12 protein-coding genes are annotated in these 12,530 nt (G+C 68.4%); 6 read left to right on the forward strand and 6 right to left on the reverse strand.

Annotation, left to right across the window (positions count from 1 at the left end):
* Positions 1–146: 146 nt before the first annotated feature.
* The 4 genes from fmdA to ACIWQI_RS07535 form a co-directional block, all read right to left on the reverse strand.
* Positions 147–1,400, reverse strand: a complete 1,254-nt coding sequence (fmdA, locus tag ACIWQI_RS07520; RefSeq protein WP_396656524.1) for a formamidase — start codon at positions 1,398–1,400, stop codon at positions 147–149.
* A gap of 66 nt (positions 1,401–1,466) precedes the next feature.
* Positions 1,467–1,757, reverse strand: coding sequence for an FmdB family zinc ribbon protein (locus ACIWQI_RS07525; RefSeq protein ID WP_396656525.1), 291 nt, complete (start codon positions 1,755–1,757; stop codon positions 1,467–1,469).
* 4 nt (positions 1,758–1,761) lie between these two features.
* A complete protein-coding gene (locus tag ACIWQI_RS07530) occupies positions 1,762–2,418 on the reverse strand; it encodes an AmiS/UreI family transporter (RefSeq protein WP_396656526.1) in 657 nt (218 codons plus the stop codon).
* 170 nt (positions 2,419–2,588) lie between these two features.
* The gene (locus tag ACIWQI_RS07535) at positions 2,589–3,584 is read right to left on the reverse strand and encodes a VOC family protein (RefSeq protein WP_396656527.1); all 996 of its coding nucleotides are present in this window, start codon (positions 3,582–3,584) and stop codon (positions 2,589–2,591) included.
* Positions 3,585–3,696: 112 nt separating this feature from the next.
* Between ACIWQI_RS07535 and ACIWQI_RS07540 the strand changes: the two genes are divergently transcribed.
* Positions 3,697–5,100: an aminomethyl transferase family protein gene (locus ACIWQI_RS07540; protein ID WP_396656528.1), complete on the forward strand. Its 1,404-nt coding sequence runs from the start codon at positions 3,697–3,699 to the stop codon at positions 5,098–5,100.
* Positions 5,101–5,118: 18 nt separating this feature from the next.
* On the opposite strand, the gene ACIWQI_RS07545 is transcribed toward ACIWQI_RS07540, so the two are convergent.
* Both ACIWQI_RS07545 and ACIWQI_RS07550 read right to left on the reverse strand, forming a co-directional pair.
* Complete coding sequence (locus tag ACIWQI_RS07545) at positions 5,119–5,964, reverse strand: IclR family transcriptional regulator (protein ID WP_396656529.1); 846 nt, start codon at positions 5,962–5,964, stop codon at positions 5,119–5,121.
* 108 nt (positions 5,965–6,072) lie between these two features.
* Positions 6,073–7,437 (reverse strand): aminomethyl transferase family protein, encoded by a 1,365-nt coding sequence (locus ACIWQI_RS07550; protein ID WP_396656530.1) that lies wholly within the window; start codon positions 7,435–7,437, stop codon positions 6,073–6,075.
* A gap of 293 nt (positions 7,438–7,730) precedes the next feature.
* On the opposite strand from ACIWQI_RS07550, the gene ACIWQI_RS07555 reads away from it, so the two are divergent.
* The 5 genes from ACIWQI_RS07555 to ACIWQI_RS07575 are packed head-to-tail and all read left to right on the forward strand — an operon-like array spanning position 7,731 to position 12,406.
* Positions 7,731–8,513, forward strand: a complete 783-nt coding sequence (locus ACIWQI_RS07555) for an ABC transporter ATP-binding protein (protein ID WP_396656531.1) — start codon at positions 7,731–7,733, stop codon at positions 8,511–8,513.
* Positions 8,500–9,210, forward strand: coding sequence for an ABC transporter ATP-binding protein (locus ACIWQI_RS07560; protein ID WP_396656532.1), 711 nt, complete (start codon positions 8,500–8,502; stop codon positions 9,208–9,210). The genes ACIWQI_RS07555 and ACIWQI_RS07560 overlap by 14 nt, the downstream gene beginning before the upstream one ends.
* Positions 9,211–10,092, forward strand: coding sequence for a branched-chain amino acid ABC transporter permease (locus ACIWQI_RS07565; protein WP_396656533.1), 882 nt, complete (start codon positions 9,211–9,213; stop codon positions 10,090–10,092).
* Entirely contained in the window at positions 10,092–11,141 is a 1,050-nt protein-coding gene (locus ACIWQI_RS07570; protein WP_396656534.1) for a branched-chain amino acid ABC transporter permease, read from the forward strand. Before ACIWQI_RS07565 ends, ACIWQI_RS07570 begins: the two co-directional genes overlap by 1 nt.
* Positions 11,138–12,406 carry an ABC transporter substrate-binding protein gene (locus ACIWQI_RS07575; RefSeq protein ID WP_396656535.1) on the forward strand — a complete coding sequence of 423 codons (1,269 nt, stop codon included), beginning with the start codon at positions 11,138–11,140 and terminating at the stop codon, positions 12,404–12,406. The genes ACIWQI_RS07570 and ACIWQI_RS07575 overlap by 4 nt, the downstream gene beginning before the upstream one ends.
* The last annotated feature ends 124 nt before the right edge of the window (positions 12,407–12,530 follow it).

Genomic DNA, 12,530 nt, shown 5'->3' on the forward strand with positions numbered 1-12,530 from the left:
TGACGGCTTCTGGCACCGGACCACTTTACTCGCGGACCACCGACATCCCGACCACCGAGATCTCTCCTCTGAAGTGCGGTGGGTCGGACGCCCTGGTCACCGGCCCCCTCTCCCCAGAGGAAGGGGCCGGTGACGGCCTGGGCACGTCAGGCGTTGGCGGCGCGCGGTGCCCCGATTCCCGGGTCGATCTGGTGGGGTCCTGCCGCCGACGGACGGACATCGAAGTCGAAGATCGCCGTCGGGATGTAGACCGTCGAGCACGAGTTCGGGATGTCCACCACGCCGGAGAGGCGCCCCTCGATCGGCGCGGCGCCCAGCAGCAGGTAGGCCTGCTCGGGGCTGTAGCCGAACTTGGTGAGGTAGTCGATCGCGTGCAGGCACGCGCGCTGGTACGACAGGTGGGAGTCGAGGTAGCGCTGCTCGCCGTCGAGCGTCACCGACGTGCCCGAGAACGCGATCCACTGGTCGAACCGCGGGTCGACGTTTCCGGGCATGAAGATCGCGTGCTCGTGCACGCCGTACGTGTCCATGCCGCCGGGGATGATGTCGACGCGCAGATCGATGAAGCCGCCCATCTCGATCGCCCCGCAGAAGGTGATCTCCCCGTCGCCCTGCGAGAAGTGCAGGTCGCCGACCGACAGGTTCGCGCCGTCGACGAACACCGGGTAGAACACTCGGGTGCCCTTGGACAGGTTCTTGATGTCCTGGTTGCCGCCGTTCTCACGCGGCGGGGCGGTGCGGGCCGCCTCGCCGGCGACGCGCTCGTACTCCGACTCCGGAAGCGACCCGAGAATCGCCTCGCGGGGCTCGGGAGGCAGCGCCAGCGGCGGGACGCGGTCGGGGTCGGTCGCGATGAGATCGCCCTCGCGCTTGTTCCACTTCGCCAGCAGCTCGGCCGAGGGCGCGGTGCCCATGAGGCCTGGGTGGATCAGACCGGCGAACGAGACTCCGGGCACGTGGCGCGACCGCGCGATCTGGCCGGAGAACTCCCAGACCGCCTTATAGGCGTCGGGGAACTGGTCAGTGAGGAAGCTGCCCCCGTTGTTGCGGGAGAAGATGCCGGTGTAGCCCCAGCCCTGACCGGCGAGCGGGCCCTCCTCCTGCGGAATCGGCCCGACGTCGAGGATGTCGACGATGAGCAGGTCACCGGGCTTGGCGCCTTCCACCCGGAACGGGCCGGAGAGCTTGTGCACCGTCAGCAGCGGCGCGTTGAGGATGTCTTCGGCGGAGTCGTCGTTGCGGATCGCGCCGTCGAACCACTCGCGGCAGTCCACGCGGAACTCGTCGCCCGGCTTGACCGTCGCCACCGGCGGAACCTCGGGGTGCCAGCGGTTGTGCCCGAGCTTCTCCTGTTCATGGAAGGGTTTGCTCGAATCGAGGGGGAAGATGACTTCAGGCATTGCTCTCTCCAAATCGAGTTGATGTCGGTGTTCAGTTGGGGGAAGCGCGAACCGGTCGCGCGAGGATCAGGTGCGCGGCAGCTTGGCGTGCAGGGGATTGCTCGTGACCGGCGTGCCGGGCCGACGCCGACGGCCGGGGAGCGAACCGGAGACGACCTCGGGCTCGTGCGCCGACCTGGCGGCGCGGTCGATGAGTCCGAAGGCGGCCGATCCGGTTCGGCTCAGGTGCGGCGCCGTCAGCCGACGGCGCGCTCTCTCTCCGCAGCGTGGGCAGTCGGCGACCTCAGGCACCGCGCTCATCGGGTAGGTCGCCGTGAACTCGGCGCTGCATCCGCAGCGGAAGTCGTAGCGGGGCATCGGGTCACCTCACCTCCGCGACCGGCTCCGGTGCTTTCGGGACCCGCTTTCGCCCGAGGGACATCGAGACCAGCAGGGATGCCACGCCGATGACCGCGAGCACGATCGCCCACACTCCGTCCAGGGCGAAGGCCTCGGTCAGCAGGATCAGCGCCGGGATCGTGCCGGTGATGAACGACACGAAGATCGTGAACCATCCGGTGAGCACCGTGATCTCCTCCCTGTGCAGCGCCAGCAGCACGAAGAAGAGGAACCACAGCGCGGCCCACAGCAGCCACACCACGCCGAAGAAGGGGTCACCCTCGCGCAGGAAGAGCACGGCGGCGATGACGATCGCGCAGATGACCACGAACAGCGAGAACCAGCCCAGTCCCTCGCCGCCGTGACCGGTCCACTGGATGAAGCCGACGTAGAGGTAGGTGAAGCCGAACAAGTAGATCCCGGCGGCGGCGAACACGATGCCCGGGTCTCCGCCGCTCTGCATGAGCGCGATCGTCGGGAAGACGACCTGCATCGTGCCCACGAAGAAGTTGAGGATGCCTGCGCCCTTGCCGGGGATGACCCCGATCAGCATCAGGCCGTTGATGAAGAGGACCGCTCCGACATATAGAAGTCCGACGTTGCCCATCGCCCGCTCCAGTGATCGCCTCGGAGCGATCACGCGGGCGCGCCACATCACGGCCGGACGCGCCGTTCGATCACCCCTGATCGGAGCATCGATCCCCGCTGGATCGATGCGCCGGGCGGTCGGTCGTGGAGCTTCGCTGCTCGTGTCCGGTGCCCGGTGCCCTGCACCATAGCCCGCTTGTCAGGGAAGGGCAACTCCCCGGATCAGAGCTCGCCGGCGAGCGCCTTGCGGTCGATCTCCTCCTGGTTGTCGACGTACGGGGTGCCGTGGGTGTGGAAGGTGGGCACGGTCTTCATGCCCCACGCCTGGCCCTTGGCCCGCTCGGCCTGACTCCACTCGACGACGGGCCAGTCCGGGTCGAGGATGAGGCGCGCCTGCGCATTGGCGAACTCGATGCGGTTGCCGCCCGGCTCCCAGACGTACAGGAAGAAGGTCTGGTTGATGGCGTGCTTGTAGGGTCCGTACTCGATGTAGACGCCGTTCTCCAGGCAGATGTCGGCGGCCTTGAGGATGTCCTCCCGGCTGTCCGGCGCGAACGCGAAGTGATGGAAGCGCCCACGCGCACCGGTCCAGTCCTCGGAGTAGACGACGTCGTAGGACTTCTGGTGGAACCGGAACCACCACGCCGCATAGCGGCCGTCATCCATGCGCACCCGCTCGGACTCGCGGGCCATCATGACGTCGCGCCAGAACTCGCCGGCGGCGTTCACGTCCGCGGCGAGGTAGTTGATGTGGTCCATGCGACGCGCGTTGATGCCGCGGCCGGGGTAGGCGGAGGCCTGGTTCTTCAGCGCGGGGCGGTCCTCGTCGTCGGGCACGTAGTGCTCGGTGTCGTAGTAGATCCCCATGAGGTGCCCGTCCGGGTCCTCGAACTCGTACGAGCGCCCCACCCCGACCTCGGGGTCGCGCCAGCCGTGCCCGAGGCCGGCCGCCTCGATGGCGGCGACGCGACGCTCGAGCGCTTCCGGGCTCGTGGCGCGGTAGAGCGTGCGCCCGACGCCGTTCGTGTCGGCTGCGGTGAGCTTGAGCGTGTACAGCTGGTACTCGTCCCAGCACCGCAGATACGAGGAGTCGCCGATCCGGGCGACTTCGCGCATGGCGCAGATGTCGCGGAAGAAGTGCAGACTCTCCTCGAACTTCGGCGTGAACAGTTCGATGCCGCCCAGATGCGCAAGATCGAAGTTCTCGGAAGTGGCCATTTTCGTCCTCCTCGTCTCTGAGGTCAGCGTACTCCAAGAATACCTCTGGACATAGGTAAATTTTGCTCGTACGATCGGCATCACAGACCGCGCGTCGAAGGAGACAGGAAACATGGCACGCAACCTGCAGGAACTGCTGGACGAGCAGGGGAACACGGTCCGGATGCTGCGCGACTCGCAGCTGGGCACCTACATCTACCCGGTGGTCCCCGCGGAGTTCACGAACTGGCGCCGTGAGCAGAAGGCGTGGCGGCACACCGCGGTGCTCTACGACCAGACCCACCACATGGTGAACTTCTTCGTCTCCGGCCCGGACGCGCTGAAGCTGCTCAGCGACACGGGCATCAACTCGTTCGCGAACTTCCCCGTCGACACGGCGAAGCAGTTCGTGCCGACGGCGTCCAACGGCGGCGTGATCGGCGACGGCATCCTCTTCCGCGAGGGCGAGGACGAGTACGTGTATGTGGGTCGCGCGCCGGGCGCGAACTGGCTGCAGTTCCACGCCGAGACCGGCGGCTACGACGTCGAGTTCCGCTACGACGACCGCTCCCCCTCGCGCCCCTACGGGCAGGCGGTGCACCGCGACTACTACCGCTTCCAGATCCAGGGGCCCAATGCCTGGGCGATCATCGAGAAGCTCGCCGGCGGCACGGTCGAGAAGGTGAAGTTCTTCCACATGGGCCACATGACCATCGCCGGGACGCCCGTGCGCACGCTGCGCCACGGCATGGCGGGCGCCCCCGGCCTGGAGCTGTGGGGCCCGTACGCCGAGCACGGCAGGGTGCGCGACGCGATCCTCGAGGCGGGACGGGAGTTCGGCATCGAGCCCTGCGGCTCGCGCGCGTACTCCTCCAACACCCTCGAGTCGGGCTGGATCCCCTCGCCTCTTCCGGCGATCTACTCGAGCGAGGCGGAGCGCGCCTACCGCGAGTGGCTGCCCGCCGACAGCTACGAGGCGATCAACGCGCTGGCCGGGTCGTTCGTGTCGGACGACATCGAGGACTACTACCTCAACCCGTGGGAGCTCGGCTACGGCTCGTTCGTGAAGTTCGACCACGACTTCATCGGCCGCGACGCCCTCGAGAAGCTCGACCCCGAGCACCAGCGCCGCAAGGTCACCCTCGCCTGGAACGACGAGGATCTGGCGAAGATCCTCGCCACGGTGCTCGACCGCGAGGGTCCCGGCTACCAGTTCTTCGACCTTCCGAACGCCAACTACGGCTCGAGCAACTACGACGCGGTCATCGACGCGGACGGCAACACGGTCGGTCTGTCGCTGTTCACCGGCGTCACCGCGAACGAGAAGCGCGGCCTGTCGCTGGCCACCGTCGACCACGACGTCCCGGTCGGCGCCGAGGTGCGCGTGGTGTGGGGCGAGCCCGACGGCGGCTCACGCAAGACGACCGTCGAGCCCCACGAGCAGTTCGAGGTGCGCGCCGTGGTGAGCCCCGTGCCGTACGCCGAGACGGCACGCACCGAGTACCAGGGCGGCTGGCGCACCACCGGCAAGCTCTGATCGGCGACCCCGGTGGGCTCAGGAGCCGAGGCTCTCGAGGTATTCCAGCGAGGCGCGCGACCCGGTCACCAGCGAGCGGATGCCGTGGGCCCGTTCGTCCACGTCCGGCCGGTAGGCCATCGCCAGGTCGCGCGCCACGCCCGCGGCCGCCCGCCGCAGCAGCTGCACGTACGGTGCGGCGGGCGTGCCGTCGCTGGGCACCACCACGCCCATTCCGGCGTACACGGTGCCGTCCGGTCCCATGACCGGAACGGCGATGCCGCGCGAGGCGAGATGGATGTACCCGTCGGTGACGGCGTGCCCGTCGCCGCGGACGCGCCGCAGGATCGCCCGCAGCTCGGTCGCCGTGTGCGGCGTGCGCTCGGTGTAGACCTTGAGCTGCCCCTCGGCGACCTGGTCGATCAGGCCCGGGTCGGCATTGGCCAGCAGCACGAGTCCGATCGACGAGGCGTGCACGGGGATCCGGCCGCCGATGAGGGTTGCGTTGACCACCGCATCGCGCGTCGACATCCGCTCGATGTAGAGGACGTCGGTCCCGCTGAGCACGCCCAGCTGCGTGTGCTGACGCACCCGCTCGTGCACCGCACCCAGCCAGGGCCGCGCGATCTCGCGCAGACCGACCGCTCCCGGTGTGCGACTGGCGAACTCCCACAGCCGCACCCCGAGCCGGTAGGTGCGATCGGGAAGGCGCTCCAGCAGACCCTCCTTCTCGAGCTCGGCGACCAGCCGGTGCGTGCTCGAGCGCGGCAGGTCGGCGGCCTGCGCGATCTCGCTGAGGGTCAGGAACGGATGCCAGGCGTCGAAGGATTCCAGGATGCGCAGGTGCCGCGAGAGCACCGACAGTCCCGCCGAGCCACGCGCCACCGCATCCTCCTCTCCCCGCCCACCATCGTACTGGCTTCCTTTGAGCGGAATTCGAGGAGGAGGCATCGCCGGCGGAGACCTCCGGGGCCTCCGCCGGCGACGGCGCGCTCAGTCGGCGCGGTACACGGTGCGCGCATACTCCTGGTACGGTGCCGGCGCGACGGTGGCGCGGATCTCCATCTGGCGGTGGATCCGGTCCACGGAGTGCTTGCGCGAGATCGGGTCCTCACCCCAGATCACGACGACCTCGTCGCCGTCGGCGAGCTCGACGTCGACGGTCGCCAGCGACATGTAGAGCTGCTCGTTGGTGACGTAGCCGCAGTCGGTCGAGATGCCGACGAGCCGGCCGTCCTTGCGCACCTCGTCCATCTGGAACAGGCCGTAGCGCGACTTCGGGAAATCGAGGTACTTGCCGGGGGTGCCGGGCTCGACCTGCGACTTCACGACGGCGGCGACGTCGTCCGCGTTCCACAGCAGCGTGACCTTGCGCCGGCGCTGGTTCTCGGCGTGCTTTTGGAGCGCGTCCCGTCCGTGGAAGTCGTGGTCGAACCGCACCGACCTGCCCAGCCCCAGGTCGAACGGGGTCATGTAGTAGTCGTGGATGTCGTCGGAGTGCAGCGACCCGGCGATGTTGCCGGCCCTTGCCGCCGGCAGCCACTCGCGGTACTCGGCGAAGTCCTCGTCGAAGATCGCCGGGAAGGGGGTGGGCACCCAGCCGGACTCCAGCGGGGACGACGAGTACGCCTTGGCTCCGACCCGGCGGATGCCGTACTCCTCGCCGGCCTCCATCAGTGCGGCCAGGACGACCTCGTTGTCCTCCCACGGTCCGTAGAACTCGAAGCCCGGCTGCCCGGCCATGCCGTGGCGCAGCGCCTGGACCTTCTTCCCGGCGATCTGGAATTCGCCGATGTGGAAGAACTTGAGCTCGGGCACCGGCCCGCCGAACAGCTTCTCCATGACCTCGTCGGCCTTGGGGCCCTGCAGCTCGTAGCGGTAGAAGGTGGGCGGACCCTGACGCATGTGCGAGTTGGCCTCGAGTCGCGCGTGCACGTCCTTGCCGGCGCCCTGCGCCTTCTCGATGTTGAAGCGCACCCAGTCGATGAGCAGGTGGTGGCCGATCAGGACGATGCCCTCCGGCCCCTCGGCGTTGTAGAAGAGGATGCCGTCGCCGATGATGTAGCCGTCCTTGTTGACGGAGATCAGCTGCTTCGCCACACCCGGGCGGAACGTCTTGAACGTGTTCGGCGAGATCGAGCTGAGCAGCTCGATGAGGTCCGAGCCGTGCAGGAACAGCTGCGTCATGTGATGCGACTGGTCCATCACCGCCACCGTGGTGCTCCACGCCCGCTGCTCGTCACGCCAGTTGGTGAACTCCGGCGCGACCGGGAACGTGAACGCCGGCCAGTTCTGGTTGCGCAGCAGCTCCACGGGGCTGCCGACCCGTTCGATCGCCTGTGCGAGTGTCTCCGTCATCCTCGACCCTTCCTTTCGGTCGCCGTCAGCGTAGGTCTCGGCGGACGAATATCAACGATGGGATTTCCGTTCATGCGAATCGCGCGACCCACCACGCCCGGCATCCGGCGACGATGTAGACAGGACGAGTGGCGTGTCGATTTCGCGCAGCAGTCGGTTCCATCACGATTGCGCAACCACGTGGCACCGCACGCTGATTTCGTCCACAATCTGAGGACGGTGCCACGCTCCCACTCGGGGGCACCCGATCCCGTCCCAGAGGCGACAGGCACGCGAGGACGCGAAGGACTGACATGGGCGCTGAACTGACGGTGCGGGATCTCAACCTGCACTTCGGCGGAGTGAAGGTGCTGGAGGATGTCGGCTTCACGGTGCCTGCCGGGCAGATCTTCGGGCTCGTGGGCCCGAACGGGGCGGGCAAGACGTCGCTGTTCAACTGCATCAGCGGGCACTACCGCCCATCGTCCGGCAGCGTGACCATCGACGGCGTCGAGGTGCTGTCCAAGCCGTCCTGGCGGATGTCGCGGCTCGGGCTGGCGCGCACGTTCCAGCATGCCGCGCTGCAGCTGAACGAGACGGTGCTGGAGAACGTCATGCTCGGCGCCCACCCGCACCTGCGCGGCGGGCCGGTCGAGTGGTCGCTGCGGCTGCCGTTCACGCGCAAGGACGAGCGCCGGGAGCGGCAGCGCGCCCTGGACATGCTGGAGCGGCTCGACCTCGGGTGGGCCGCCCAGCGCACGCCGGACGAGCTGTCCCACGGCCTCCACAAGGGCATCGAGCTGGCGCGGGCGCTGCTGCTGGAGCCCCGCCTCCTGCTGCTCGACGAGCCGGCGGCCGGGCTGCCGCACGCGGAGGTGGACCGGCTGATCGAGCTGGTCCGCGGCGTCCGCGACGACTTCGACGTGACGGTCGTGGTCGTCGAGCACAACATGGGCCTGATCTCCGCCCTGACCGAGCGCGTCATGGTGCTCGACCACGGGCGCAAGCTCATGGAGGGGACGCCGGCCGAGGCGCAGTCGGATCCGCGGGTGATCGAGGCCTACATCGGGAAGGATGCCGCCGATGACGCTGCTTGAGCTGGAGGACGTCACCGCCTCGTACGGGAACGTGCAGGTCCTCGACGGCGTGTCGCTGTCCGTGCCCGAGAACGGGGCGGTCGGGATCCTCGGCGCAAACGGTGCGGGCAAGACGACGACGCTGCGGGCCATCTCCGGCACCGTGCGCACGACCGGGCGGATCACGTTCGAGGGGCGCGACATCCGGGGCCTGCGGCCGGAGCAGGTCGCCAAGCTCGGCATCGCCCACGTGCCCGAGGGCCGCGGCACGCTCGGCCAGCTCACGGTGCGCGAGAACCTGCGGGTGGGCGCCTACCTGCGCAAGGACCGCAAGGCGATCGCCGCGGACCTGGACTACCTTCTCGAGCTGTTCCCGCAGTTGAGGCAGCGCATCTCCTCGAGCGCCTCCGCCCTCTCCGGCGGCGAGCAGCAGATGCTGGCGGTGGGCCGCGCCGTCATGGCCAAGCCGCGCCTGCTGCTGTTGGACGAGGCATCCCTGGGGCTGGCGCCGAGCACCGCGAAGGCGGTCTACGAGGCGGTCCAGCGACTGCGCAAGGACTCCGGGATCGCGATGCTCGTCGTCGAGCAGAACGCGAACCTCGCCTTCACGGTCGTCGACTCCGCCACCGTGCTGGAGACGGGCCGCAACGTCCTGACCGGATCGTCCGCCGAGCTAAAGGGCATGGACGAGATCCGCCGAGCCTACTTGGGAGGGTGAGTGGGTACCTTCATCCAGCTGGTCGTCGACGGGCTGTCGACCGGGTCGATCTACGCGGCGCTCGCCCTGGCCATCGTGCTCGTGAACCAGTCGACCGGTCTCATCAACTTCGCCCAGGGCGCGATGGCGGTGTTCTCGGCCTACATCGCCTACGTGTTCGTCGGCTGGGGCGTTCCCACGATCCTGGCGATCCTGATCTCGCTGATCATCTCCTTCGTGATCGGGGCGGTCGTCGAGCGGCTGCTCATCCGCCGGTTCGAAGGCGGTGACCCCGACACCGCCGTCGTGGTCACGATCGGTCTGCTCACGCTGTTCACCGGCATCTGCGGCTGGCTGTGGGGGTACAACAACCGCCAGTTCCCATCGCTGTTCCCCCTCGATACCATCAACGTCTTCGGCGCCGTGATCAGCGTGCGCTCGCTCGGCACGATCGCGGTGCTCGTGGCCATCATGCTCCTGCTGCAGCTGCTGTTCATCGGCACCAAGCTCGGCCTCGCGCTGCGGGCCGTGTCGTTCAACCCCACCTCCGCCGCCCTGTCCGGACTGCCCGTGGGGCGCCTCCTCATGGTCGGATGGGGGCTCGCCGCGGCCCTCGGCGCGGTCGCCGGCGCCCTGGTCGCCCCGCAGCTGACGCTCACCCCGACGATGATGGACACGGCCCTGGTCTACGCGCTGGCCGCGGTCATCATCGGCGGACTGAACAGCCCGATCGGCGCGGTCGTGGCCGCCTGGGGCATCGGCGTCCTCGAGAACCTCGGCGCGGTGTACGTGCCGTTCATCGGGCACGACCTGAAGATCGCGGTGCCCTTCATCATCCTCTTCGTGGTCCTGCTCCTGCGACCACAGGGTCTGTTCGGCAGGAAGGTCGTGGTGCGAGTCTGATGAGCCAGGTCTCCGATCTCCTCCGCCGGCCCTGGGTGCGCTGGCTGATCCTCCTCGTCGTCGCGGTCGTGCTCGCGGTGCTGCCGCTGATGCTGCCGGTGTTCGTCAACCAGACCCTGACGCGCATCGGCGTCTACGCCGTCGCCGTCCTCGGGCTGAACATCATCATGGGCTACACCGGCCAGATCATGCTCGGCCAGATCTTCTTCCTCGGCGTGGGCGCGTACGTGACCGCCTACGGGGTGGTCAACGACTGGAACATCGTCGTCATCTTCATCGCCGCGTGCGTCATCCCCGCCCTCCTGGGCCTGATCATCGCCTTCGCCGCGGCCCGCCTCGGCGGCCTCGCGATCGCGATGGTCACCATCGCGCTCCCGATCATCGGCGTGCCGCTGGCCAAGCGGCTGTCCGACCTCACCGGCGGATCCCAGGGGACGTCGGCGCGCTTCTCGTCCGCGCCCGACTGGACGGGCCTGTACGACGACCAGTGGCAGTACTACGTGGTCATCGTGATCGCAGCGGTCGCCTTCGCATTGGCCTACAACCTGGTGCGCGGCAAGTACGGCCGGGCGATGCGCATCGTCAAGGAGAACGAGGCGGTCGCCCGCTCGATGGGCATCTCCCCGTACCGCTACAAGGTGATGGCGTTCACGATCGCCGCGCTGTTCGGCGGCGCCAGCGGCTTCCTCTACATGGTGGCCGTGCAGTACACCTCGCCCGAGACGATGGCGTTCCATCACTCCATCAGCCTCCTCGCCGCGATGGTCGTCGGCGGCGCCGCGAGCATCGCAGGATCGCTCATCGGCGGCATCTACTACGTGCTCGTCCCGCAGGTGACCAACGCCATCGACCCCACGATCACCGCGATCAGCCAGGGCGTCATCCTCGTGGCGGTGCTCTTCCTGCTCCCCGGCGGACTGGTCTCGCTCCCCCGCGTGATCCGGCGCATCTTCCGGCGCCGCAGCGGTGGGACCGACCAGACCCCATCCCCACAGCCCACTCCGCCCGCAACGCAGGCGGAGGGTTCCGAAACAGAGAGGCAGGCATGAACATGCGCAAGAACCTGAAGGGCGCCGTCGGTCTCGTTGCCATGGCCTCCGCGGTCGCGCTCATCCTCAGCGGATGTGCGCGCGGCGGAGACTCCGGCAACGAAGGCGACAACGGCGAGACGACGGCGAGCCCGGGCATCACCGACACGACGCTCACCTTCGGCATCACCACGCCCCTGACGGGGGCGACCGCCGGACCGGGCAACTGCACCGCGGACGGCGCGATCGCCTACTTCGGCGTCAAGAACGCCGAAGGCGGCATCACGTTCGGCGACGGGAAGACCCGGACGATCGAGATCAAGACGTACGACGACCAGTACGACCCGCAGAAGGCGCTGGCCAACTTCCAGCAGATGGTCGCCGAGGGCGTCTTCGCCGGCGGCATCGGCCTGGGCACCCCGACGAACCGGGCGTGGCGCGAGGCCGCGATCGACGAGGGCTTCCCGCAGGTGCTCGCCCAGACCGGCGACCCCCTGTTCAGCAACCGCGAGGAGAGCCCGTGGCAGCTCGGCTTCGTGGCGACCTACCCGCAGGAGGGCCGCGCGTTCGGCGAGGCGCTGGTCGCGTCCGGTGAGCCGCACAAGGTCGCGATCCTCTCGCAGAACGACGACTACGGCGAGGGCTACGTCGAGGGCTTCAAGGAGGCCATCGCCGACAACCCCGACATCGAGATCGTCGGCGAGCTGACCTACGAGGCCACCGACACCAGTGTCGACGCGCAGCTCACGGAGCTGGCCGGCACCGGCGCCGACGTCTTCTTCAACGCGATGTCGATCACCCCGCTGGTGATCGCGGCGCTGCAGAAGTCGCAGCAGCTCGGCTGGCTGCCCAGCTGGTTCCTGCCGTCGAACACGTCGAGCCCGGTGGCCATCCTCGAGCCCGGTGGCGGTTCGGCCTTCCCCGGCATCTACACCGTCGCGTTCTCCGAGGCGGCCGCAAGCCCCGCCTTCCAGGAGAGCGAGGAGGGCAAGGTGTTCATGGAGGCCCTGGCCGAGTACACCAACCAGGACGGCATCCCCGGCTTCCCGCACTGCGTGTGGAGCTGGATCGCGGCCGCCACGCTCGAGCAGGCGTTCCAGAACATGACGGAGCCCACGCGGGAGAGCTTCATGGAGGCGCTGCTGAACATCAGCGACTTCGACGCTCCGTTCATGCTGCCGGGAGCCGCCATCGACACGACCCAGGACGGCATCCCCGCCGTGTCCGAGGTCGTGGTGCAGAAGTACAACGGAAAGGGCTACGAGTCGATCGAAGCGGTCGGCTGATCAGCATCTGATCCGATCCGGTGAGGGGATGTCGCGGCGAGCCGCGGCATCCCCTTCCGCATTGATCGCGGGCGCGGCGCGGGCGTAGCCTGTGCGAAGGGTCCTGGGGCGGCTGAACGAGAGG

The organism is Microbacterium sp., assembly GCF_044508325.1.
In the GTDB taxonomy this organism is placed as follows: Bacteria; Actinomycetota; Actinomycetes; order Actinomycetales; family Microbacteriaceae; genus Microbacterium.